This window comes from Wenyingzhuangia sp. IMCC45467 (genome assembly GCF_054111205.1).
Genome location: NZ_CM134196.1, coordinates 3,132,869 through 3,158,989, shown reverse-complemented (window position 1 = coordinate 3,158,989; position 26,121 = coordinate 3,132,869). Strand labels below are relative to the sequence as shown.

The following is a 26,121-nucleotide window of genomic DNA, read 5'->3' as shown; positions in this document are numbered from 1 at the left end:
TTTTAATCCATCAACTCCAAAACCCTAACAACCTCAACAGCTTCTTTTACATCGTGAACTCTTAAAATTTGTGTTCCTTTTTGCAAGGCAATCGTATTCGCAATGGTCGTTGCATTCAAAGCTTCTTGTGGGGTAATTTCCAAAGGTTTGTATAACATCGATTTTCTAGAAACTCCTGTTAACACAGGCAATTCCATTTGCTGAAAATAGTCTAAGTTTTTAAGCAATTCATAATTATGCTCAACGGATTTTCCAAAACCAAAACCTACGTCTAAAATAACATCGTGTACATGTAATGCATTTAATTTTTCTACTTTTTTAGACAGCTCATAAAAAACTTCAGTTACAATATTATCATAAGTGGGAGCTTCCTGCATATTTTGAGGGTTCCCTTGCATGTGCATTACAATATAAGGCACTTGTAAATTGGCAACTACATTAAACATCTCCGCATCTAAATCTCCACCAGAAATATCATTAATTATGGCTGCTCCTGCTTCTACACATTTTTTGGCTACTTTACTTCTAAATGTATCTACAGAAATTAAAATAGTTGGAAACTTAGAAACCAATAATTCTACCACAGGAACAATACGATTAATTTCTTCTTCTTCTGAAATATGTTTGGCTCCTGGTCTAGAAGAATACGCTCCTACATCAATAAAAGTAGCACCATCTTGCAGCATTTTTTCTACTTGTAATAAAACAGCTTTTTCATTTTTGTATTTACCTCCATCAAAAAAAGAATCTGGGGTTATATTTAAAATTCCCATGACTTTTGGAGTAGATAAATCAATCAATTTTCCTTTACAATTGATACTTGTTTTGATTTTCAAAATACTTTTATGTTTATAGAATCGTTATGATTCGTAATTGTTTATTAACTTCGTTTTCGATATCGAAAATACTGAAAAAAAAATACCCGCAATGTCTAATACATCCAAAGAATACGATAAAATAATAGTAACCTGCCAAAGTTTATTCACTAAAAAAATGAGTGATTACGGTAGCGCATGGAGAATTTTAAGATTGCCTAGTTTAACCGATCAAATTTTTATCAAAGCACAACGCATTAGACAATTACAAGAAAATGAGATAAGAAAAGTTGATGAAGGAGAAGTTTCAGAATTTATCGGAATTATTAACTACTGCATTATGGCTTTGATTCAAATTGAAAAAGGAATTGTAGATCAACCAGATTTGGACACTAATGAGGCTGTAGAACTTTACGAAAAACATATTAAAATCACCAAAGAATTAATGATGAATAAAAATCATGATTACGGTGAAGCTTGGAGAGATATGCGTGTTAGCTCTTTAACCGATTTGATTTTACAAAAACTTTTACGTGTTAAACAAATAGAAAATAACCAAGGAAAAACGTTGGTTTCTGAAGGAATTGATGCCAATTACCAAGACATGATTAATTATGCTGTATTTGCCTTGATTCATTTAACACTTTAAAATATTATGAAATTCATCACCCAAATTTTTAGACTTGTAATTGGAGCTTTATTTATTTTTTCTGGTTTTGTAAAACTAGTAGATCCGCTAGGTTCTGCTTATAAGTTTGAAGAATATTTTGGTGCTGATGTATTAAATTTAGAATTTTTAATTCCTTTTGCTCTTCCTTTTGCTATTTTACTAATTGTAGTAGAGTTGGTTTTGGGAGTTGCATTACTAATAGGTTACAAACCTAAAGCGACTTTATGGAGTTTGTTTGGAATTACTACTCTATTTTTATTCCTAACTTGGTACTCTGCTTTTTATGATAAAGTTACAGATTGTGGCTGTTTTGGTGATGCCATAAAACTATCTCCTTGGGAAACTTTTTACAAAAACATTATATTTATTGTACTAATCCTTTGGATGTTATTTGCTCAGAAATACATCAAACCTATTTTTAACAAAAACATAAATCAGTGGTTGGTATTTTTATCAGTTTTTGCTTCTTTATATATAGTTTACCATGTCTTAACTTATTTACCTCTTATTGATTTTAGACCTTATGCTGTAGGAAAAAACATTAGAGCAGGAATGGAATATAACGAAAATGGTGATATTCCGCCTGTACATGATTTTTATCTAGAATCTGAGACGGATGATTTAACAGAGACTATTTTAGAGGCTCCAAAGGCCATTTTAATTGTTACCAATAAACTTGAACATACAGACAAAGAATCTTGGAAAAATATTGTTGAATTAGCCAACAAGGCTACAAAAAAAGGATATCTAGTTTATGCACTTTCTAGTAGTAGTTCTGACTTGGTTACAAAAACCATCTCTGAAAACCAACTTCCTTTTGAAATTTTATTTTGCGATGGAACTACTTTAAAAACCATGAGCAGGGCCAATCCTGGAATTTTAATTCTAGAAAACGCTACTGTTACCACTAAAGAAAGTTGGCAAAATGTTAATAAAATTAAATTATAATTAAACTTTATCTTGTTTTTTAAGTCTTATTGTAAATTTTTATGTTACAATGACTCATTTTTTGCAAAAATCTCTTTTTACATTCCTCCTTTTATTACAATTGACCAATTATGCTCAAAGCATTGAAATTAGTGGTGATATAACAGATTTAGAAACTAAAACACCTATTGATTTTGCAACAGTTCAAATAGAAGAACCAACAAATCATAAATTACTAGCTTATGGTTTTTCTGATGAAAAAGGAAATTTTAAAATAGAAGGTAAAACTCAAAACGACAGCATATCTTTAGTTATATCATACATAGGCTACACCACATATAAAAAAACAATTTCCCTAAAAAAACACAATATCAACATAGGTAATATTGTACTTCATCCTTCTGCAGAAAATTTAGATGCCATTGTCATAACCGCTACTCCCCCAGTACTTATTAAAAATGACACTACCCAATTTAATGCTTCTGCCTTTAAAACCAGAGAAGATGCTGTTGCCGAAGATTTATTGAAAAAACTTCCTGGTGTTTCCATAGATTTAGATACTGGAGGCATACAGGTTAACGGAATTGATGTGACTAGAATTTTGGTAAATGGAGAACCTTTTTTTAGCAACAATCCTAAAATTGCCATGAAAGTAATTGACAAGGACATTATTGCCAAAATAGAAGTTACCAATACAAGAACTGATGAAGAAGAATTTACCAAAACAAACGATAGTGATGTAGAAGCAAAAACCATTAACATTATTCTTAAAAAAAGAAAAAATGGAAACATTTTTGGAAATGCTATGGCTGGAATGGGAACCAACAACAGGTACGAAACCAATGGTGTTTTTAACAGACTTAAAGACAAATCGCTATTTACAGCCATTGCTTTTGCCAACAATGTAAACAAAAACAATCTTAGTTACGATGAAGATGATGGTGTTAACTCTATAGACAACTCTAGGTCTATTAACACAGAAAGTAATATTGGAACCAATTATTCCGATAAACTTAAAAATGGAGATAGAATAAATGTAGACTACCTTTATTCTAACAACAATAAACAAAGAAATTACAGAACTGATAGCGAAAACTTATTACCTAATAGCACCAATTATAGTTTACAAAACACCTCTCAAGAAGATAAAACATTTTCACATGATGCAGGCATTAAATTAAACAACAATATAACCTCTAATTTAAGAGTCTTTACCAGTGCTAAACTCTACTACAGAGACAGAGATTTTGTGAGAAAAAATGATAAAAACACTGAAGACAATTCTGGTAACCTTATCAACACTAGTGACTCTAATAATAAAATAAATCAAATATACAGGAGATTAAACTCATCGCTTAGTGCTGTTTACAGATTCCCAAAACTAAACTCTTATATTAATTACAGAATAAATACAACAGTAAAAAACTCCGATAACATAAGTAATAACAAATCTAAAACAGACATTTTTGGTAGTAATGCTAGAACCGTTATAAGAAACCAATACAGTAATCAAATTAGCGATGAAAAAGACTACAAACATACCCTAAAATACAACCAAAGAATTGGAGATAAAAGTTATATAGAATACGAATTCTCTAACACAATTGAAGATCAAGATGGAATGAAAGAAGTGTTTGATATTGATGACATCAACAATTCTAAAACCATAAACTCTAGTATAAGTTACGATCAAGAAATTGACATAAATAAAAAAGAGCACAAAATTGGATATGGTTACAGAACCAAAAACATAAGATATAGCTTAAAAGCAAGTAAATTATTAACCAACCTAACCAACAATGAGTTAAACAGAAACATTGGAGTCTCTAAAGACTTTAACGATTTACTTATATATAGTAATTTAAGGTATCGTTTTCCTAATAATTTATACATAGACCTTAATTATAAAACAAATAGCGATATTCCTAGAGCAAGTCAATTATTAACCATTACAGACAATACCAACCCACTTTCTATAAGAATAGGAAATCCTAATTTAAAAAGAGAATTAGAACACTCTGCCAGCATTAACATGAGAATGTTTATGAAAAAAAGCAAAGTTTTTATTTATAGTAGATTTACTTACTCCACTGTTTCCGATAAAATTATTGATATAGAAACTGTAGATCCTATAGATTTGGTGACCACCAGAACTTATACCAACAACAGCAGTAATAACAGATACTCTTTAAGGGGAAGTATATCTAAAGACTACAAAAAAGCTCCTTATTTTTATAGTATAAAAATGAAATGGAATGCCAACGTTGGAGACAACTCTCACTTAGTTAATAATATTTTATACAAAAGTCATTACGCATCATTAAGTCCAACTTTTTATACAGAATTAAACTATAATGATCTTTTTGAAATTTCTCCTTTTTATAAATTATCTGTAGACAAAACCCAATACACCAACAACACTGCTATTGATATTGATGATCAGTCTAACACACAACACACTATGGGAGTTGATGTAGCAACATTTGCTCCAAAAAAATTTACTTTATACAACCAAATACAATACAACTACAACCCTCAATTTGAAAAGGGCTATGGAAGAGAATCTGTTGTTTGGAATATTACAGCAAATTATAACCTAATACCCAACAAAGCAAAACTTAAATTAACAGTTTACAATCTTTTAAACCAATACAACAACACCACTCGTAGTTTTTCCGAAAGTAGAAACACCACTAGTACTTATGATGTTTTACAACAATATGCCATGTTAAGTTTTAAGTATAATTTTAAGAATTAATATTTTAACACCTCCCCATTTATACAAAAGACTTTCATCTAATTGATGAAAGTCTTTTTTCTTAGGGTAAGTATTAAATAAAAAAATTATGACTCTACAACTAGTTTAACAACTGCTACTTTTTTTTCTTTAGATATTTTAACTATATAAATACCAGCTCTTAAATTGTTGTTTTTAACTTCTTGTCCAGTAATATCATATACAGCAACTAATTTTGCTCCAGTAACTTCAACTTTTTCGTTTATTACCTTTACAGTCGCTCCAGGTATTTCATCAAACTGTAAACTTGTTGTAACACTAGGATAAGTATTTAACAAACTGTTATTTGCATGTATAGAGATAGTTGTGATTAATAAAATAATAACAAATGTAATTTTTTTCATATTTCTAAATTTTTAACGACTCTAATAACTAACATAGGTTAATTACAAAACACATTGCAATTTTCTTACCAAAGAGACGTTATAGAGTATGAAAAAAAACAAATTATTCGTTTTTTAAAATTTTAAAAAGAAGTTCAGGCTCGTTAGTCGTTATATAATCTATGTTTTGATTTAGCAACTCTCTCATATCTTCTTCTTTGTTAACGGTCCAAGAATTAACTGTTAATCCTAAATTTTGTGCCTCTTTTATCCATGTTGGATTTTTTTGATATACTTTATAATTGTAGTTAATCCCTGTATAACCAACATTTAAAACTTCTTTGGGAGTTTTATCACCATTTAAATAAGCTATTTTAGCATTAGCATCTAATTTGTGAACCAATTGCCCTGCATCAAAATCAAAACAAATATATTCAACCATAGATTGCCCCTGCAAACGATGAACTAATTCTACTACCATTTTAGTTAATTTTAAAGTTTTTTCTTTTCCTGACGGAGCTGATTTTATTTCTAAAATTAATTTGGTTTGTTTTTGTTTTAAACCTTGTTCTAAATAAGCTTTTAAGGTTGGTATTTTTTCTCCATTAGAAAGTTGAAACTCTAGCAATTCATTGTATGTAGCATCTTCAATATCAACTCCAAAAAAGTCTTTATCATGATTTACCACAATACTATCGTCTTTTGTAAGATGCACATCAAACTCAGCCCCGAAACATTGTAAGGCTATTGCCCTTTTAAGTGAAGCTATTGAATTTTCGGGAAACTCATTAGTTTTCCATGCTCCTCTATGAGCAATTACAGGATTGATCTCATTTTTACCACAACCAATCAACAGGAATAATAACCCCATCAAAACAATGTTTTTTTTAATTTTAAAACAGAATAACATCATATTATTTATTTTTTAAAGAGATGTCTAAAATTTCTATAGACACCTCTTTTAGTAATTATTTTATGCTTAATGAAAACACTTTAGGACGTATCATATTTTCTTGATACACATTCCCAAAGCTATCTGTAACCTTTATAACCAAAGTTGTATCTGGAGCAGAAGCTTTTACTTTAAACAAATGGGAAGTTTCGCTAGTTACAAAAGAAGAGGTAGGATTTGCTCCATGATTCAGCCTAAAAGCCTCATAAGAAATAATATGTAATGGATCTTTTCCTGCAATTCTTACAACATCAAGCCTATTTCCATTTTCGCTTACTTCTATTTTCCATTTTTTTTCAAAAGCCCAAACATTAATTAACACTTCATTATTTACGTTCTTTTGAGCATACGCACCAGCATATTCAGACAAGTCGGCATCTGTAGATTTTGGGGCAAAATTAGCTGCTGTTATTTCTATGGTATTTAAATCATAAGCTCTAAATTGATAATTTTCATTATAACCAATTCCTTTATACAACCATTGCATATCTCTTCCATTCATATTCCAAATACCATATCCTCCTGGACTACCATCTTTACAAATATGATTATCTGCATAGCCATTTTTACCTGTCCACCACCAAGTAGCACAAACAGCCCCTGTATTATGCTCCATGATATTAGGTTCTTGTTCTACTCTATAATTCTCATGCAAATGCCCTGACAAAACATGAACTTTTGAAAATGGTTTAAGCAGCTCTATCAATTCACTACCATTATGTAAATAAATTTCATCTGTTTGATTTCCATTAGCATCTAACTTTGGTCTTTTATACAATGGAGTATGCATTGCCAATACAATTGGTGTGCTTTTATCGCTAATTGCATTCAAATCTTTTTGTAACCATTTTAATTGATTGCTATTAACGTTGTAATTATAATTACGACTTCCCACAGTACCTATAGCTCCCCCTGTATTAATATACTCAACATCATCTAGCACTACATAATGAATATCTCCTAAATTAAAAGAGTAATACGTAGGCCCTAAAACTTCTCTGTATTTATTTTCTGCCTCCCAATCATTAGCATAGTAAGGATCATAATCATGATTTCCTATTAAATTAAATACAGGAGCATTCAACATATTCATATAAGACAAGTATTCATTCAGCCCAAAATTATTACTGTACCAATACAAATCCCAAGTCAAATCTCCCAAAGTTAACACATATACTTTGGTTCCATCGGCTTTGTATCTATCAATGGTTTCATTTACATCTGGAAGCACCTTACCTGTGTATTGATCTACATCATTGTTACGATTTGCCAAATGCCAATCTGCCATAGAAATGACCACATGTTTTTGGTTATCTATTTTAATTAAGGAAAAATCCTTTTGTTCTACAATGGTTTTATTACTACTTAATCTTTTAAAAAACTGAGGAGCATTTCCAACAGTAGTCACCTCATAATTACCAGGTACTGAAATAAAAACAAAACCCGTTTTTTTAAGAGAAGGCAAATAGTAAACTCCGTCTTTATTAGTAACAGTTACCTCATATCCATCGGAAACAGAAACTCCTGCAATTCCTTCTCCGTTAGCATAAACAACTCCTTTTACCGTCATTCCTTCTACATCTGGAATATTTACATTTGCGACTATATTTAACAATAAACTCCCTAAAAAAAGACTATTACTTTCTCTTATAACCGTTATATTATAATTGTCGGTAGCAATCCCATTAGGCAATGTAAAAGCAGCTGTTTTATCTGTAACTTCAGCAATATCACTTGTATAAGTTGTATTAGAATTTAAAGAAGAAACCAACTTTATTTGATCTCCTATTTTAAACCCTTTACCTGTTAACACAACTGGTTCCCCCTCGGCAACATCAAGACTTGATGGAATAGAAACTCCAGTAATGTTAAATTCATTTATCTCAACATCCGTTGTACTATCTTGACAACTAGCAAAAGTAACTCCAATACCACTTAAACCAGCAAACGTAGTTAACCCTCCTATTTTTATAAATTTTCTTCGCGTTTGTTTCATTTCAAATGTTGTTGATTACTCTATAATTTTAACCCTAATGTTGTCTAAGAAAATTCTATTTTTCCCCTTTCCTATTCCAACCAAATTATAATCACCCCCTAAAAATCTTATTTGTGTTTCAGCAGTTGCTCCTGTAATTGTAAACTCATAATTAGAAGTTTCGTCTTGCCATATAGCTGTACAATCAGGATCGGTAGTATAGTCTGGCCAATTATCTACAGTAAATGAATTTACACTTGTAGCTCCTGGTCCAATTACACTAATTTTTAATGTATTATCATCTTGTGTACCTCCTTTTGTTTGATAAGGCACAGCTTTAAAGGTTACTTTTACATTGGTTGGTTCTTCTAATTCTGTAAGAAACGGAGAAATTAAATCTCCTCCATACCCTGTTTTTCCTAGTTTTAGAAAACCAGTACGAGCATATACCACTTTTTGATTGCTAGTAAACTCATTTTCGGTACTATTCCAACCCATAGCCATTTCCTCTGTAGTCCAAGAGTCCATTCTAGTTTCTCCCGAAGTAGTATAAAAAATAGTACTTCCGTAATTTAACCAGTCAAAGTTTTCTTCTAAAATAACATCACCTGGAGACTGAGTAACAGTTACTTCTTTATTTAAACTTGGATGTTCTGCTGAACTAATTTTTACAGTAGCTACACGTATTTCTCCTCTGTTTTTTTCAGCAGACAATGTAATATTATCTTCTGCAAGAGCTATTTCAGAAAGCCAATCTCCATTAACAATGGTATAGTTCCAATTTACATTGGCTTTTACCCCTATAGAAAAATTATTTTGAGCTGATGGGATAGAAACACCACCCTCTGCAGTTTCAACTACAATAAACGGAATGTTTGCTATTTGATCTACTCTAAAAAGTACGGGTTGTTCTTTACCATCTACTACAAACGAAAAATTGATACTTCTATTCTCAAATGTTAAATTTTCATCTACAATAAACTTAAAAACACCATCATCTTCTCCTTCAGCCGGAAAGGCTTTTACCCAACTAACCTCCTCTTCTGATTGTATTTTCCATGGTCTATTAGACCTCACCACATAACTTTGAGTCATTCCTTGAGTATCTGCTGATATTCCTGTTGAATTTTCTTCTATCTGAAAATAAGCTTCTCCTGAAAATTCACTTTCATCGTTGGTACAAGACGTTAATCCTAAACAAAAAACAGAAAGTATATATAGTATAGCTTTTAAATTAAATATGTTCTTGATATTCATTTTGTTTCGTTTTTACAAATTCTTAATTTCCTTCAATTGCTTGTTTGCTCCACCAAACTGGAGTTCTCATGGTGTTTTCTCCCATTCTATTAATAGCCTCTTGAGCATGAACTGCATTTGTAGCCAAAGTTGTAGTAGGGTATGCAAATCTTGTAGGCAATACATAATTATTAAAAACAGTTCCGTCACCAATAGTCAATTCAGGATATGCAGTTCTTCTATATTCATGATAAGCCTCCATACCTACCCAAAACAGGGCTAAGTATTTTTGATTTCCAATCAATTCATTTTTATTAATTGCTTTATCCCAAGATGCCAAATCAGAATCAAGTAATGCAACAATATCAGCATCCTCAACTATTACAGGTGTTTCACTAAACTGACCTAGTGCCGCCCATTTTTGCACAGAAGCCGTTACTCCATTTTCATAATATTCTTTTGCAACATCTACTCCTCCTGATATGAGGTTATTTAATGCTGCTTCCGCCAAAATAAATTGAACTTCGGCAAAGTCCATAAAAGTTCCTGGAGCATCTACTCTTGCCAACACAGAGGTATTTAACCATGAACTACCTCTATCTGCATCACTTTGGTTTTGTTCGCTCACTCCCGCAATAGTTCCTTTCCAAATATTATCTGGATTTACACTTACATTAGGATTTTTCTTTCCAAAAATTGGCAAACGAGGATCTACAAAGGTTTGTTGATTACTTGCATCGGTAACCACCGTCATTTTAATTAACTGTTCTGTTAATTTTCTACCCGAACTTGTAAAACTACCTTCATTAGTGTCTGAGAACTGACCTCTGTATGGATCAATTCCTGAAAACACAACCGTAGCATTATCATCATTTGAAGTAAAAATAGGATAGGTTGATGGATTGTTTAACACCTCTGATATTTTTGCTCCTGAGTTCATTTCACTACGTCCGCTTACTCGCATTAACAAACGAAGATATAATGAGTTGTTAAACTTTTGCCACTGCTCCATACTACCTCCATACATACCATCTAAAGATGGTTTTAAAAATATTGGTTTGGTTGCATAAATGGTATTTGCTTCCATTAAATCTGCAAACATTTGCTCATAAACTTCTTGTTGCGTGTCAAATTTTGGTTTGGTAGTACCATTTGGTTTTCTAGCAGTAAAAGCTTCTGAATAAGGAATATCCCCAAACATATCTGTAAGGTTAGACATATACAAAACCTTTAATGTTAAAGCAATAGCTTCTAATGACTTATCTTCTTGCTCAATACTTAAATCATACATATGAGATACATTATTCCCATAACGACTATAAGCATTCCACACACTCTGCCAGTTAGAATCGCTAATAAAATAACGATGTTCTTGTCTTGTGGTACCTCCTGTAAAAGCGGTAAACTGAATTAATTCATTATTCCAATACCAAGTATAGTTTTGCCAAAAATTAGCACCATTATACAATAAGGGTTCAAACATACCACTGGCTTGTATTTGTCCAACATTGGTGGTATTTGGGTTGGTATTTATTTCTTCAAAATCACCAGTACATGCATTAGTTATCACTACTAGTAAAACTGCTGTTATTATTGTTTTTAAGTTGTTCATTTCCTGATTATTTAGAATGAAAATTTAACATTGAAACCATAAGATCTTGTCATTGGAAAAGACATTGTTTCAATTCCTTTATAAATATTAGATCCGTTTAACATTCCTGTTTCTGGATCGTATTGTGGAAATTCTGTGATGGTAAATAAATTTGTAGCAAATACTCCTACACTCACATCGTTTAAGAAACCAGTTTTCTTTAAAATTTCTTGAGGGAATTTATAATCAACACGTAACTCTCTTAATTTTAAATATGAATTGCTAAAAGTATTGGTCTCTGTATTATTACGGTTCCATATATATGAATTATAATATGTTTGAATACTCTTGGTTACCGTAGTATTTTTTGTATAAGTTGTACTTCCATCTGTATTTACCACAGCATTTACTCCATTATGTACCAAACCATCGTATCTTCCTTCTAAAGAATTCGCGAGCTTTCCTTGATAGGATAAAGCAAAATTGGTTACCGAAAAAGTGTTTCCTCCTAACTGCCCTGTAAAATTTGCACTTAACGATAAATTTTTATATCTAAAACGCTGCACAAATCCCCCTCTCCAATCAGGATTTACATTTCCTATTTTTCTATCTGGTGCTTCATCCAAAATAGGATATCCATCAGCATTTACTAAGTGCATTCCAGAGGCATCTTGTTCCTTTCCGTTTTCATCAACATAAACAGCCCCTTCTGGTGCTCTTTGAAATCCACGACCGTAAATAACATGCATTTGTTCTCCTACATAAGAATATACATTTACTCTACCTCCAATGGTTGTTCCCATATCTGTCTGTAAAGGCTCGTTAGGATCCCACCCGTCTTGTAAACTCACTAATTTGTTTATGTTTTTTGACCAGTTAACATCAAAAGACCATTCAAAATTTCTAGTTCTTACAGGTACAAAGTGTGCAGTAACTTCAATTCCTTTATTGGTAATTTCACCCGCATTAATTTTTAAGCCAGTAGCCCCTGTAATTTGATCTACTCCTACAGAAACAATTTGATTTGTGGTAGAAGAATTATACATAGTAAAATCAAACCCTAATCTATTTCTAAACATTTTAGCCTCTAAACCAACCTCCCAACTTTCAACATTTTCAGGTTTTATTTGTGGATCTGGAATGGTACCTGGTAAAGTATAACCTCCTGGGTAAGATGATGTTGAATAATACTGATCTAAAGAATAAGCTGATGTATCATTCCCTACATTTGCCCAAGACAATCTTAACTTTGTAAAATCAACCCAAGAAAGATTAGAGTTAAAATCAAAAATTTCATTCACCAAAACACTTGCTGCAACTGATGGATAAAAGAAAGATCTATTGTTTTTTGAAAGCGTGCTAGACCAATCATTACGACCAGTGATATCTAAATAATAAGTATCATCCCAACTTAATGAAGTCAAACCATAAACACTATTTACTACTTTTTTTGATCTATAATTATAGGGATCTGGAATAACTCCTGTTGGTAAATTTGTGGTGTGATAAATTCCTTCTTCTCCTAATTGACTTAAAGAGATTTTACTGTTATAATATTCATTCACTCTATTATTAGCTCCAATCATGGCTGAAATACCAAACTTACCACCTGCCAACTTGTTATTTGTATAGCGTAGCATTGCCTCGTTATTATTTTCTACCACTCTAACTGTTTGTTCTCTATAAAAACCGTTTTGATAATCTGCTGTGTAAAAAGGTCTACGTTGTGTTCTAAATTCATCAGACCAATCTAATCCAGAATTCACACTTAACGTAAGACCTTCTAACAAATCAAAACTAAAACCAATATTACCAAACACCCTATTTTTATCTTGTGTGTTTAATTCTTCATAAAGTGAACGGTATGGATTAAATCCGCCTGCCGATGGAAATACCAATCCTTGTCCATTTTCTCCCTGTGCTGACCAGTTAGCATAATTGTATCTACCTTCAAAATACTCCTTTTTCCAATCGTTGATACTATTTACATTAAATCCCCAAGCTAAGGCATACATTGGATTGTTTTCATTATATCCACCTCCAGGCATATTGTCACTTTGCTTACGAGTATAATTAACTTTTGTGTTTAGTTTTATTCTATCTGTAACAGGAGTGTTTAATGATAGTGAAACTGTTTTTCTATCAAAACCAGTGTTAGGCAAAATCCATTCATTTTTAAAATCTGTTACAGAAAAACGAGTAGAAGTACCCCTACCGTTGTTACCACTAATACTTATGGTATTATTTTTTGTAACTCCTGTTTGAAACAATCCTGTGTACCAATCATCTTTATAAGTAAAAGGTAATTTTGTAAACTCTCCTGTACTCCAATCTTTAGAAGCATATAAGTAACGTAATTTATTTTCGTCAAATTTTTCTCCAAAAGTATAACGAGAATATCTCCTTGGCACTGCAACTCCATCAGAAGTCATTTCAGGAGTTAGCTCCCATAACGAGAACTCGTTTTCACCCATATCTGATCCATTTCCATATTCTGTTTGAAAATCTGGAAAATACCCTGCTTTGTCAAAAGTGATAGAAGAATTAACAGTTATTCCAATTCCTTTTGTTTTTTTCCCAGATTTGGTAGTAATTAATATAGCTCCGTTAGCAGCCCTAGATCCATACAATGCTGCTGCTGCAGGTCCTTTTAAGATAGAAACCGATGCAATATCATCAGGATTGATATCACTAACACCATTTCCATAATCTATAGGAGCATCGCCTTGAGCATAATTACTTACACTTCTTGTAGAGGTAATTCCCGAAGTAATTGGTATTCCATCTACCACAAATAAAGCCTCATTACTTCCATAATTTAAAGATTGATCTCCACGTAAAGTAACCCTTACAGATCCGCTAGGCCCTGTTCCTGCCATATCAAAAGTTAATCCTGCAACTTTTCCAGACATCCCATTTACCCAGTTTCCTGTTACCGTTTTGGTTAAGTCTTCTGCTTCAACTTTGGCTACCGAATACCCTAAAGATTTTTCTTCTCTAGTTATATTCAGTGCAGTTACTACTACTTCGTTTAATTTTGTAGCATCTTCTTTTAAAACTACTTCTATTTTATTCTTATTTGTTATTGGTATTTCTGTAGTTACATATCCTATATAAGTAATAACCAATACTGGATTTTTACTAGATATATTAATTCTAAAAAAACCATCAAAATCGGATTGTGTTGTATTTAAAGTTCCTTTTTCTGATATTATTGCCACAGGTAAAGGCTGTCCCAGTTCATCGATAACAACTCCTGTAATTTCTCTTTCTTCTGCACTGGGGTTAGAAACTTGTTGTACAGAAATGTTATAATTAATTCTCTTAAAGTTTAATTGGGCTTCATTGGTTAATTTTTCTAAAATAGTTAAAACCGAAATCTCTTTTGATTTTATAGTAATTGCTCTATCAATATGACTAAGAGATTGATCATAAATAAAATGATATTGCGTTTTAGATTCTACTTCTTTTAAAATTTCTAAGGGGGTTGCATCTATTTTTAAAATTGATATCTTTGTTTCTGCCAGACCTTGTCCCAAAGCATATTTTGCAAGCATTGGATTGGCAAAAAATAAAATAGCTAAATAAACAGACAATTTTGTGACCATTTTGACAAAAGGATGTTTAATTAATTTCATAAAAAATGTTTAATAATTTCTTTAATTAGTTATTGTTAATCTCTAGCAGTCTGTTTTACTCGCCAAAGTATTTTCAACAGACTGTTTTTTTTTGTATTTTACTTTACTTACTTCATGTTTATCTTTTTTATTTTAATTGTTACAATTTCCTGTAATCTCAACTTCACGAGCAGAGATGAATTTATATTTTAGACCTTTTTTTACGAAGGTGATATTCTGTAATATATTTTCTAAAGAGGCATTTTTAAAGACACCCGTAAATGAACAATCAGCATTATTTTTATCTTGTAGTTTAATTTTAACATCAAACCATTTTTCTAGTTTTGTAATGGCTGTTGCTAATTTTTCATTGTCAAATCTTAAAACACCATCTCTCCAACCTAAAAACTTAGACAAGTCTATTCTCTGTTTTACTATACTCTTATTTATCTTGTTATAGTTTACTTGATAAGATGGAGTTAAAATAATTTCATCTTCACCTTGAATACCTACACTAATCTTTCCTGTAGCTAAGGTGATGGCTATATCATTTTCATCCTCGTAAGATTTTATATTAAAAGTAGTTCCTAATACACGAGTTGTAATCAATTGTGTTTTTACTATAAAAGGATGAGAACTATCTTTTTTAACATCAAAAAAAGCTTCTCCTAAAAGAGTTACTTCTCTAACAGAATCATTAAACGTTTTAGGAAAGTTAATTTCACTCCCACTATTTAGTTTTACTTTAGAACCATCTGGAAGTGTAACCAGCATTTTTTTTCCGTATCCTGCTTTTTTATGAATAATTTTTGCTACAGGTTTAAAACCATCAAACTGTTCTTGATTTAATGAAAAATACCAACTGATACCTCCTATAGAAATTGAAATAATTAAAACAGCTGCAATCCTCATCCAGCTATTCATAAATCTTTTTTGTTTATTTTGATTTATTTTAGCGTAGATATCTCTACCAACTATTGATTTATGTCTATTATTTAAGAAAATTGTTTCTTTATTTCTTTCTATCATCTTTTCTTCAAAAGAAGATAAAACAACCTCCTCTTTTTCTGTAAGAGTACCTTGTTCTTTTTTGCTAATTAGTATTTTTAATTCTTTTTCAGTCATGTTATGTTCTTGTATATATTACTATATACCAAAACACACATGTCTTTCACGGTCAAAAAACAAGGTTTAATGTTACTTTTACATTCAAGGAGTTTGTTAACTTTTAATTAACAAAAAGAAAGAAATAGGAAAGGATAACTAAACATTAAAAATAAAAAGAAGCAAAGAAATTACCTTTTCCATATTAGTTCGTAGAGATTTTAAGGCCAAGGATAATTGATTTTCTACAGTTCGTTTAGATATGCCTACTTTCTTGGCAATTTCTTCATTGTCCAAACCTTCAAAACGACTTAAAGTAAATATTTCACGACACTTAGCTGGTAACATATTTACATAATAATTTAAACGCATATTTACTTCGTCTAAATCATGATTTAGTTCTATAACCGAGTCTATAGATAATTCGTTACAAACCTCTAATTGTACTTTATTTAATTTTGTATCTCTAAGTGTATTGTAAACTTTATAACGAACTGCTTGATGAAGAAAAGCTTCTATATTAGTTGTAGAAATTTCTTTACGTCTTTTCCAATAATCTATCCAAACCTCTTGAATAATATCTTTAGCTTCCACCTCATTCATAATAATGGATTGAGCAAAAACATATAATTTTTCCCACAATTTATTATACAAACTACTAAAAGCTATTTCGTCTGAATTTGCAATTCGTTTTGCTAGCTCTATATTAGAAGGCATTTTTACATTTTTAGGAACGCAAGGTAGTCAATCTAAGAACTTGGAATATTACTGTAATGTTAACGTTTGTATTTTTTAAAATCAAAAAAAATCAGCCATCTTAATTAAAAAACGACTGATCAAACAAATTTAAGTTCTAAACTTAATTACTTTAAATATTGTACTAAAGGATGTTTTTTACTTTTAAGATCATTTATAAATAATTTAGAAACTTCATTAGCTCCCAACAACGATAAATGTGTATCATCTGCTTTTCCTTTAGGATAGTAATCTACCTCATTTGGTAAGTAATGTAAATGTAGTTTTTTAGATTCTTCAACCCCATAAGACATTTCTAAAACCTCTGTTAAATACTGCATATCTACCAAAGGGACATGGTATTCTTGAGCTACCATACGCACTACCAATGGATAGTTTCCATGAGTATCTATTAATGTTCCATATTCGTTAAAGTTTCTTCTAACGATAGAAGTTAGCAATATAGGATGAGCTCCTTTAGCTCTTGCTTCTTCCACAAATTTTATCAAGTGATTTCTATAACCTGTGTAAGGATTTGTATATCTATCTGGCGACTTAAATTTTTGATCATTATGTCCAAACTGAATCAAAACATAGTCCTCTTTTTGTAGTTGCTCCAATACTTTTTCCCATCGGTGTTCTCCTATAAAACTTCTGGAGCTTCTACCGTTTACTGCATGATTTGATACCGTAATTTTATCATTAAAATACTGCTCTAACACTTGAGCCCAACCATGTTCTGGATTGGTTTCAGGATTTTTTTTATCAGCCATGGTAGAGTCTCCAATGCAAAAAATGGTAATGTTTTTATCTGCAACTTCTTCTTTTTTAGCTGTAGTATTTTTACATGATTGTAAAATAATTACACATGCAATAAAAAATATTTTATAAATTTTCATACCAATTTACTTTTACTGTTGTTTGTTCTTTTAAAATAGAGGCCGTTGTATATTTTTTTGCCTGTCTTTTTTTTAATTGATGAGACCATGAAACACGTTGCTCCGTAGCTGCCCCAGCTCCCGTGTTTTGATATTCTGCATAAAAAGATGTTTTTTCAGCTTCAGTTTTTTTCCAATTGTGCCAACCTACTGGTAAAATATGAGTTCCTAAATTACAATTGATAAAAACCGTTTTTGCATACAATCTCCATGGTCTACCCAAATACATTTTTGTAACACTCTTGTCTGCTGTTAACTTACAGTCTTTAAACACAAAACCATATTCTGAACTTTGAGGGGTTGAAGCTGCTGTAATATAAGAATTACTTTTGCTATAAATTTCGCAATGATCGAACAAAGCTGTAGCTCCTCCAAAAATATAATCTGTAGTTCCTTCTATATAACAATCTTTATAATATTGCTTTCCTTCTCCAGAGGCATATAACGTATCTTGGTTTCCTAACAATTTACAGTTAACAATTGCTACTCTATTAGAAACCACAGACAAAGCAATGGCTTGTCCTACATTACCTGCTGCATTTTCTACCGTAATGTTTTTCATTACAAAATCATTTGCCTCTACCAACATGGTTGGGGTAAAAAAAGTGCTATTTCTCCCCAATCCTATTTTACCAAAAAAATCACTATAGGTAATAATGGTTTTTTCTTTACTCTCTCCTATTAATGTAATATGTGTATTCCATTCATGAACTTTCACTTTTTCGTGATACACTCCATTTTTTACATTGATGATTACTTTTTTATACGGAAAAGACTTAGAGTTATTAATAGCTTCTTGAATACTTGTGTAATCTCCGCTATTATCTTTTGCTACTATAACGTTATATTCATCTTGTGGCTTAGCTTTTTTTTTTACGTTGTATTTATCGCTCCACTTAGGATATTTTTTTAAGACTTCTTTAGGTTCATTCACATACCATCCGTAGCCATTTCTACGTTCTTCCCCTATTTCAGAAATGTCGTATTTTTTAATTCCATCTCTATCGCAAAAGAAAGGTTTGTTATCTTCTAAAGTCATAAAACGAGCCCAAATAGGTTTTGCATCAGGATCTTTTACCATCACTTTATTACTCACTTTTCCTTTATCGTTATACTCTCTATCTTCTCTAAGTCCAGTAATCATTACTTTTTTAAACCAAGCATGAGCACTATTTACTGCTGTAATTACTTCTTCTGATGGATTTTTTATATCCATAAGCAATAAAACTATTTTAGCAGATTCTGAACCACTTAACGATGGTAATTCATATGCCCTAGCTTTTGCAGGCTCTAAAGTATATTCATCGTGCTGTGCACACCAAGCTGTAAGCACACCATTTTGTTTGTATTGAGTTTTAATAATACAGTCTACTCCTTTATCAAACGCAATTTTAATTTTCTCTATTGTTTTTTGATCTGGTTTGATGGCATATTCACCAGAATTATCTCTTAACTCTTTTAACAAATTCATGATATTTACCATAGAATTATCATTATAAGTGATATGAGTGTAGTATCCTTTTTTTAATGGATAAAATTGTGGCCATCCTCCATTATCATACTGGGCTGCCAAAACATAATCTACCCCTTTTAAAAAAGCTTTTTTATAAGTTTCATCCTTAGTTTGTCTGTACATTTTAGATAAAAACACCATTTCTTGAATAGTAGCTCCATTATCTGTAGTAGCTCCTTTCCCAGTAGGTTTTAAGGCAATTAACTCTTGTTTTTCCTCTGCTGAAAGAGGCTTTTGCATTTGAATGTTTTTTGGCCACCCTCCTATTTCTCTCTGATACAACAAAACATTTTTGGCAACAGCTTTGGCTTCATCAGAAGCAAACCAATCTCCTTCTTGCATTCTTGTAATCTTTTGCCAAGATTTATCTAAAACTTGAGCTTGCACACTCATTGTAATAGAAAAAATTAAAAAAGTTATGATTGATAATCGTTTATAAAATTTCATATAATTGGTTGTTTTATTGATTCCTTTGTGATTTTATAATTCAAAAGCTCCTAAATCTGGTGCTTCTCCATTAAATGGTAATCCTACATCTATTCCTGCATCAATTAAATCACTCCCTGCTTTTAATTGAAAAAAAGTAACATCTGGCAAACTACCATCGGCCTTTCTTTCATTTAATAATTGTGAATAATCAATGCTTTCATAATCCTCCTCGGTAGTTGTAATTCCGTTTTGCCAACTATTATTAGTAATATCAGTTGTAGTTGCATTAGTACTTCCATAGGAACCTAAATAATTACTGTTTTTTATAGTCAACTTTTCTAATGGATTGGTATTGCTAAAGTTATAATTTCTACCATTGTCATAAGCCGAACAATTGTATATGGTAACGGTTCCTCTATTGCTATTATGATCAAAACCATCAGCTGTATTTCCCACTGCAATACAATTGGTATAAATAGCATTGTGTTTTAAATCTTTGGTATCACTACCTCCGGTTTTAAATCCATTACCATCACCAATTCCTATTACATTTTCTTTATTGTAACCATTTTTAATAGCCCAACAATTTTCATAGGTTGTTAAAATATTATCAGATCCTCTTAGGTAACCATCCCAACCATCGTCTAAATTTTGCCATGCTCTACATCCTACAAATTTATTTCCGGTTCCAGCTGTTAATTTACAAGCAAATCCATCGGCATTTTCATTAGTAGAATCGGCATTAAAATAAGAATCACAATTTAATATTGTATTATTTGCTGCACCGTTGTCTATTTGTAAACCTGTATCTGAACATTCAGAAAAAGTACAAAATTCAATTATATTATTACTACCTCTTACTTGTAATCCATTATCACCAGCATTAAACACATCTATCCCTTTGATATGCCAAAAGTTTGCATTTAAAATAATTCCTTGGTTTGATGAACTTTCTGACATAGAAGAGAAATCAAACTTTGGTCTACCTGTCCCCTCTTTTGGTAATAACTTTATCGTATTTCCATTAGTTCCAGAATTGCTTATGGTAATTCGTGAATTTATAACATAAGTTCCTCCTGTTATTAAAATAGTCTCCCCTGCATTTACTGAAGACAAAGCACTGATAAGTTGTGAAGTGTTTTCTACTAAAATATCTCCTGTTTCTTCATCAGTAAAACTAGATATAGTAATAGATTTTGTACCATTTACTATTCCTTTGTCAGCTGCTGTTGCTGTTACAGTTACAGTTCCATTTTGGTTAGCAGTAATTAAGCCGTTGTTAGAAATAGTTGCAATAGTTTCATTTGAAACAGTCCAATTTACAGATTTATTGGTAGCATTGGCAGGAGTAATAACTGCATTCATTTGCCCGGTAGTTCCCTGAGTTATATCATTACCCGTAACTTCTATTTTTGTTACAAGCACATCCATATCTACATCCTCTCCAACACTCTCTTTAGAACATCCTAAAACAAAGAGTACAACCAATAATAGATTTAATTTTAAAACTTTCATTCCTACAACTATTTATTTAATTTATAAAAACCAACAACTTAAGTGCGTTGATCTTATTTATTCAATTCTAAAGCAGCTAAAATAAAAGGCCCTGTTGCTTTAGGATCATTGTCTTTTTTGCGTTCATTTACATAATATTCAAAAGAACCATCTCTGTAAGGATTTCCCCCTAAACCTGCTACAGCACAAGCTTGAGTAATAACTACTTCTCCATCTTCATTTACTTTTACCAAATCTCTTGTCATACCATCAAAAGCTTTTTCTGCAACTTGTTTGTATTTTGCTGGTAAATATCCTTTGTTTACTCCTTTTGCCAAAGAATATGCAAACATGGCTGTACCAGAAGCTTCTAAGTAATTTCCTTCTTTATCTCCCATATCGGTTACTTGGTACCACAATCCAGATTCATGTTGTTGTTTAACCAACGCTTCTGCCAACTGATTTAAGTACAACACCAACTCTTCTTGTTTTGGATGATCTTTTGGAAAAAAGTCTAAGGCATCTACTAAAGCCATGGCATACCAACCTAAAGAACGTGACCAAAAATTAGGAGAAGTTCCTGTTTGTTTATCAGCCCAATCCATTTTTTTACTTGCATCCCAACCGTGATACAACAATCCTGTTTTTTCATCACGAGCATGTTCTTGAATCAATTCAAATTGTTTGGCAACATCATTTAAATTTTTTCCGTTTTCAAATTTGGTAGTGTAATGTGCATAAAAAGGCTCCCCCATATACAATCCGTCTAACCACATTTGATTTGGGTATATTTTTTTATGCCAAAATCCTCCTTGAGGTGTTCTTGGTTGTTCTGCTAATTGCTTCCTTATCAATTGCATTACCTTCAAATACTTTTCGTCTTTTGTACGATCATATAACTTGAATAAAATATTTCCTGCTACAACCATATCAATATTATACTTTTCAAAAATATATGTTGGTACGCTCCCATCTTCTTTAATAGTAGCATCTGCATATCCTTTTACATAGTTGTAATATTTTTCATCTTTGGTTTTTTCATACAATTTCTCAAAACCTGTAAGAACCAACCCATGAACATAATCCCACTTAGCCACTGTTCTATCATCTATCTGAAGTGCCTCTGGATGACGTTTCATTAAAGTCAATGCCAATCTTTCTGACCATTTTAAACTTTCTGGAATTGCCATTTCTTTGGCTACTTCAGTTTTTTGTTCTTTTTTCTTTTCAGATTTACAAGCAGTAACTGTTCCTAAAACAATTAATAATCCTACTGAAACTTTTGCTATTGTTTTTAACTTATTCATGTTTTCTTATTCCTTTTAGTTTAAAACATTATTATTATTTAACACCTCTAACTTAGCATCTAAGTATTGTAAAAACTCTTCTTTGGTTTTTATTCCATCTTTTTCTTGTTCCCAAGCTCCTAAGAAATAAAAAGACACTGGCTCTTGCGTAGGTTTAAACATTAATAAATGATCGAACTCCCCTTTTTTTACTTCTGCTATTGTTTCTTTTTGATAAAAAATAGCCATTCCTAAATCATCTGGAACCAAAGTTTGTTCTCCATAAGTCGCTATATAAGCCCATTTTTGATTTTCGCTATCTTTTTGAAAATACTCAACTCCATGGTTGATAATTCCTGTACAAACTCCTTCAAATTCTTTTGATGTTTGTATGGTATGTTTGGTATATCTTTCATTAGGAAAGATTTCTAACTCTGATGTTAAATCCACAACATCACCTGCCGTTTTCCATCCGTAGTAATTTACCAAAACAGATGAGCTTTTATCCGTGTTTTTTACAGAAACAAAAGTTGAATCTACTTCTTCAAAATGAAGCATTTTATTATCTATTTCTCTACCTATAGATCCTATTCCTAACCCCTTTCCTACTTTTAAAATATCTGTTCCCCAAGATTGCTTTTCGTGATACGAAGCAAAACCATCTTGCCCAACTTGAGATAAAACCAAACTATCAGTAACTTTTCCAAAAATATCAATAGCATTTCTCCAATCTAAATACAATCTATATCCTACTTTATTACTTTCCCATCCAGGCCCTTCATATCTAATAAACCAAGAATGATCTGTATGCTCTTTTGGTACTTTTAAAGAGCTTACATTTTTAAAATGTCCTTCTAAATATTCTCTTCCTTGCCAATGCCCGCCTTCTTTAATAGAAATTTCTGCATATGTTTTTGCTGGAGTTTTTGTTTCTACTTTTGTTTCTGATGTCTTTTTTTCTTTACAAGCAACCGTTACTATTGCTAAAACAACCAAACCTAAAGTTTTTTTAATTCTTTTCATTTTTATTTATTTTCTTTAAAAATTTTATTTAAAAACTCAATCACATAATCTGTCGTTACATCAAACCAAGGATGTAACAACCAAAAAGGATGTGGTGAATTTGAAATAGTTTTAACTTCGTTATAAATATTGTGTTTATCTAAAATTTTAATCATATCATCTCTTCCTGCATGAAAACGAGGAAATTGACTATTGATAAATAATACCGGAGGAGTGTTTTTGTTGGTATGATGTAATGCCGATGCTTCTTTCCATATTTCTGGAACTTCTTTATAAGTACCTCCTAACCACCAACTAGCCATACTCCCCTCCATAGACTCTGGATGTTTAAAAGCCAATACACCATCTATATCAACAATAGCCTGTACAGCTGCAGATGGACTATTGTTTATATATTTTTTATTAAGATTTGTTGTCCCTATTAAAGCAGCCATTTGTCCTCCTGAAGAACATCCTAAAACAGCTATTTTAGTAGTGTCTACATGGTATTTTTTTGCATTTAATTTAATGTACTGAATGGCATTTTTAACATCAATAATTCCAGCAGGATATTCTGCTTCATCGGACAACCTATACTCTACAGTAAAACAAGCATATCCTTTTGATGCAATTGCCATAGCCATAGGTTGCATATGTTCTTTACTTCCTGATTTCCATCCACCACCATGGATTAAAACCACAGCAGGATTTTTTGTTTTAGAATAAAAAAAAGCATCTAACTCTAAATTTCTTTCACCTGTATTTTTATATACAATTTCTTTTTTAACCTTTACATCTTTATCTATTTTAAGGAATACAGGTTTAATTTTTGGATACTTTTTAAGTTCTTTTTTATAAGTACTATAAACAGTAAAAGAAGTGTCTTTTTTAATTACTTGACCATGAGCACAACCTAAAAAAAATAAGTTTAAGGCTATAGTAGATAAAAATGTGTATTTTAAAAAAGACATATTTTATTTTTTACAAAAGCAGGTTTGTCTTTTACTCAAACCCACTTTTTTATTTATTACAGCAATAATTAATTTTTACTCTGGACTTTGCATTAAAGAACCATTAATATAAGTATCAATTAATTTAATATTTGATACGTGATCTAAAGAATAAGCTTTGTCAACTTTTTCAATAATAACATCTTCTAACAAAATATTTTTGATAGGTGACTCTTCATAACCTTTAGCTAAAATACCATAAGCTCCACCATCTTTAACTCTTATGTTTTTTAACTCTACATTTTTAATAGTAGGCATAAAAGATCCTTTTTGACTTCCGTAAACAGCATAATGCATATTCAATTTCAAAACAGCTTCTTTTACTTGCCCAACTTCTAAATCTCTTACATAAACACCGTCTACAACTCCACCTCTTTTGGTATTTGTTTTTATTCTAATAGCTCTATCTAAATTAGCACTATTCATAACACATCCTTCTACAAATACATTGCTTACTCCTGCAGACATTTCACTACCAATAACAACACCACCATGACCGTCTATCATTTTACAGTTTTGCACAATAATATTCTCACTCTTAATCCCCACTCTTCTACCATCAGCATCTCTACCTGCTTTTATAGCTATACAATCATCACCTGTATTAAATACACAATTTTTAATGATTACATTTTTAGAGTACTCAGGATCACACCCATCGTTATTAGGGCCATGACTATTCACAGTTACACCATCTACAATTACATTGTTAGACCTTGTTGGGTGAATGACCCAAAACGGTGCATTTATAATTGTTACTCCTTGAATTAAAACATTTTCACAATTAAAAGGCTCTAAAAAGGTTGGTCTTAAGTAATGATCATTTCCAAAAACTCTTTCTTCTACAGGAATTCCTCTATCAGAAACATCCATTAGTTTTGGAACTCCTAAACTATCTTTTTGCTTTGGTGTTCCTTCTTTCCATCCATATTCTTCTTTTCCTGCCCAAGGCCACCAATGCTCATTATCTGCTTGACCATTTAAAACTCCCTTTCCTGTTATGGCTATATTTTTTTTGTCTTTAGCATAGATTAAAGGAGAATAGTTCATTAGCTCTACTCCTTCATATGAAGTTAACACTAACGGATAATAATCTTGTGGATTTTGACTAAATAATATTTCTGCTCCATCCTCTACATGTAAATTAACATTATCCTCTAAATGAATAGGCCCTGTTAAATACTTTCCTGCAGGAACTAAAACTACTCCTCCACCGTTTTTTGAACACTCAGCAATAGCAGCTTTAAAAGCTTCTGTATTTTTTGTTACCCCATCGCCAACAGCATCAAACTCAATAACACTATATACTTTGTCTTTAAAAACAGGCTCCTTTACTTGTTTTACAATTTCAACCATTTTTTCCCAAGGACTATCTACTACTACTTGCTTCTTTGCTGCTTGTTTACAAGAAGCAAATGACATTAATATCACAAACAGCAACAATACTTGCTTTTGCTTAAAAAAATTTAACCAAAAATATTTTTTCATCTTAATTAACTTATAAAATTGTTAGTACCTGTTTACAGCTACAAGCTGTGCAATCGATTACAATATTACAAAACATACTCTAGATTCACAAAATAATTACCATAAATAACACACAAAAACTATCTAATTTATAGATTAACACGTTTTTTTTTAACAAAAAATCACCATTTATATAAAAAGAACATCTATTTTTGAATCTTTTATGTTCTTGTTTTTTTT

19 protein-coding genes are annotated in these 26,121 nt (G+C 31.4%); 3 read left to right on the top strand and 16 right to left on the bottom strand.

The window, feature by feature from the left end; all coding sequences use genetic code 11:
* Positions 1-2: 2 nt before the first annotated feature.
* Positions 3-773 carry a dihydropteroate synthase gene (folP, locus tag ACXGQT_RS13465; protein ID WP_457830824.1) on the bottom strand — a complete coding sequence of 257 codons (771 nt, stop codon included), beginning with the start codon at positions 771-773 and terminating at the stop codon, positions 3-5.
* A 154-nt stretch (positions 774-927) separates the two neighbouring features.
* Here folP and ACXGQT_RS13460 point away from each other — a divergent pair, with 154 nt between their 5' ends.
* Genes ACXGQT_RS13460 through ACXGQT_RS13450 form a run of 3 tightly spaced genes read left to right on the top strand, consistent with a single transcriptional unit; the run spans position 928 to position 5,170 of the window.
* Positions 928-1,464 carry a DUF1599 domain-containing protein gene (locus ACXGQT_RS13460; RefSeq protein WP_457829099.1) on the top strand — a complete coding sequence of 179 codons (537 nt, stop codon included), beginning with the start codon at positions 928-930 and terminating at the stop codon, positions 1,462-1,464.
* Between the two features lie 6 nt (positions 1,465-1,470).
* Entirely contained in the window at positions 1,471-2,433 is a 963-nt protein-coding gene (locus ACXGQT_RS13455) for a BT_3928 family protein (RefSeq protein WP_457829098.1), read from the top strand.
* Between the two features lie 49 nt (positions 2,434-2,482).
* Entirely contained in the window at positions 2,483-5,170 is a 2,688-nt protein-coding gene (locus tag ACXGQT_RS13450; protein WP_457829097.1) for a carboxypeptidase-like regulatory domain-containing protein, read from the top strand.
* An 86-nt stretch (positions 5,171-5,256) separates the two neighbouring features.
* Here ACXGQT_RS13450 and ACXGQT_RS13445 read toward each other — a convergent pair whose 3' ends face one another.
* The 15 genes from ACXGQT_RS13445 to ACXGQT_RS13375 all read right to left on the bottom strand — a co-directional run bounded on the left by ACXGQT_RS13445 (position 5,257) and on the right by ACXGQT_RS13375 (position 25,902).
* Positions 5,257-5,553: a T9SS type A sorting domain-containing protein gene (locus tag ACXGQT_RS13445; RefSeq protein WP_457829096.1), complete on the bottom strand. Its 297-nt coding sequence runs from the start codon at positions 5,551-5,553 to the stop codon at positions 5,257-5,259.
* Positions 5,554-5,656: 103 nt separating this feature from the next.
* The gene (locus ACXGQT_RS13440) at positions 5,657-6,445 is read right to left on the bottom strand and encodes a glycerophosphodiester phosphodiesterase (RefSeq protein WP_457829095.1); all 789 of its coding nucleotides are present in this window, start codon (positions 6,443-6,445) and stop codon (positions 5,657-5,659) included.
* 55 nt (positions 6,446-6,500) lie between these two features.
* Positions 6,501-8,480 (bottom strand): calcineurin-like phosphoesterase C-terminal domain-containing protein, encoded by a 1,980-nt coding sequence (locus ACXGQT_RS13435; protein ID WP_457829094.1) that lies wholly within the window; start codon positions 8,478-8,480, stop codon positions 6,501-6,503.
* 15 nt (positions 8,481-8,495) lie between these two features.
* On the bottom strand, positions 8,496-9,716 hold the full coding sequence (locus ACXGQT_RS13430) for a BACON domain-containing protein (protein WP_457829093.1): 1,221 nt from the start codon (positions 9,714-9,716) through the stop codon (positions 8,496-8,498).
* 22 nt (positions 9,717-9,738) lie between these two features.
* Positions 9,739-11,307, bottom strand: a complete 1,569-nt coding sequence (locus ACXGQT_RS13425; RefSeq protein WP_457829092.1) for a SusD/RagB family nutrient-binding outer membrane lipoprotein — start codon at positions 11,305-11,307, stop codon at positions 9,739-9,741.
* Between the two features lie 11 nt (positions 11,308-11,318).
* A complete protein-coding gene (locus ACXGQT_RS13420; RefSeq protein WP_457829091.1) occupies positions 11,319-14,924 on the bottom strand; it encodes a SusC/RagA family TonB-linked outer membrane protein in 3,606 nt (1,201 codons plus the stop codon).
* Between the two features lie 132 nt (positions 14,925-15,056).
* Complete coding sequence (locus ACXGQT_RS13415; RefSeq protein WP_457829090.1) at positions 15,057-16,028, bottom strand: FecR family protein; 972 nt, start codon at positions 16,026-16,028, stop codon at positions 15,057-15,059.
* Positions 16,029-16,166: 138 nt separating this feature from the next.
* On the bottom strand, positions 16,167-16,724 hold the full coding sequence (locus ACXGQT_RS13410; RefSeq protein WP_457829089.1) for an RNA polymerase sigma factor: 558 nt from the start codon (positions 16,722-16,724) through the stop codon (positions 16,167-16,169).
* 146 nt (positions 16,725-16,870) lie between these two features.
* Entirely contained in the window at positions 16,871-17,641 is a 771-nt protein-coding gene (locus tag ACXGQT_RS13405; RefSeq protein WP_457829088.1) for a rhamnogalacturonan acetylesterase, read from the bottom strand.
* On the bottom strand, positions 17,628-19,640 hold the full coding sequence (pelA, locus tag ACXGQT_RS13400; protein WP_457829087.1) for a pectate lyase: 2,013 nt from the start codon (positions 19,638-19,640) through the stop codon (positions 17,628-17,630). The genes ACXGQT_RS13405 and pelA overlap by 14 nt, the downstream gene beginning before the upstream one ends.
* A gap of 33 nt (positions 19,641-19,673) precedes the next feature.
* Positions 19,674-21,137: a right-handed parallel beta-helix repeat-containing protein gene (locus ACXGQT_RS13395; protein WP_457829086.1), complete on the bottom strand. Its 1,464-nt coding sequence runs from the start codon at positions 21,135-21,137 to the stop codon at positions 19,674-19,676.
* A 53-nt stretch (positions 21,138-21,190) separates the two neighbouring features.
* Entirely contained in the window at positions 21,191-22,423 is a 1,233-nt protein-coding gene (locus tag ACXGQT_RS13390; RefSeq protein WP_457829085.1) for a glycoside hydrolase family 88/105 protein, read from the bottom strand.
* Between the two features lie 15 nt (positions 22,424-22,438).
* Positions 22,439-23,425: a DUF4861 family protein gene (locus ACXGQT_RS13385; RefSeq protein WP_457829084.1), complete on the bottom strand. Its 987-nt coding sequence runs from the start codon at positions 23,423-23,425 to the stop codon at positions 22,439-22,441.
* Between the two features lie 2 nt (positions 23,426-23,427).
* Positions 23,428-24,375 (bottom strand): alpha/beta hydrolase fold domain-containing protein, encoded by a 948-nt coding sequence (locus ACXGQT_RS13380; RefSeq protein WP_457829083.1) that lies wholly within the window; start codon positions 24,373-24,375, stop codon positions 23,428-23,430.
* Positions 24,376-24,450: 75 nt separating this feature from the next.
* The gene (locus tag ACXGQT_RS13375; RefSeq protein WP_457829082.1) at positions 24,451-25,902 is read right to left on the bottom strand and encodes a glycoside hydrolase family 28 protein; all 1,452 of its coding nucleotides are present in this window, start codon (positions 25,900-25,902) and stop codon (positions 24,451-24,453) included.
* Positions 25,903-26,121: the final 219 nt, after the last annotated feature.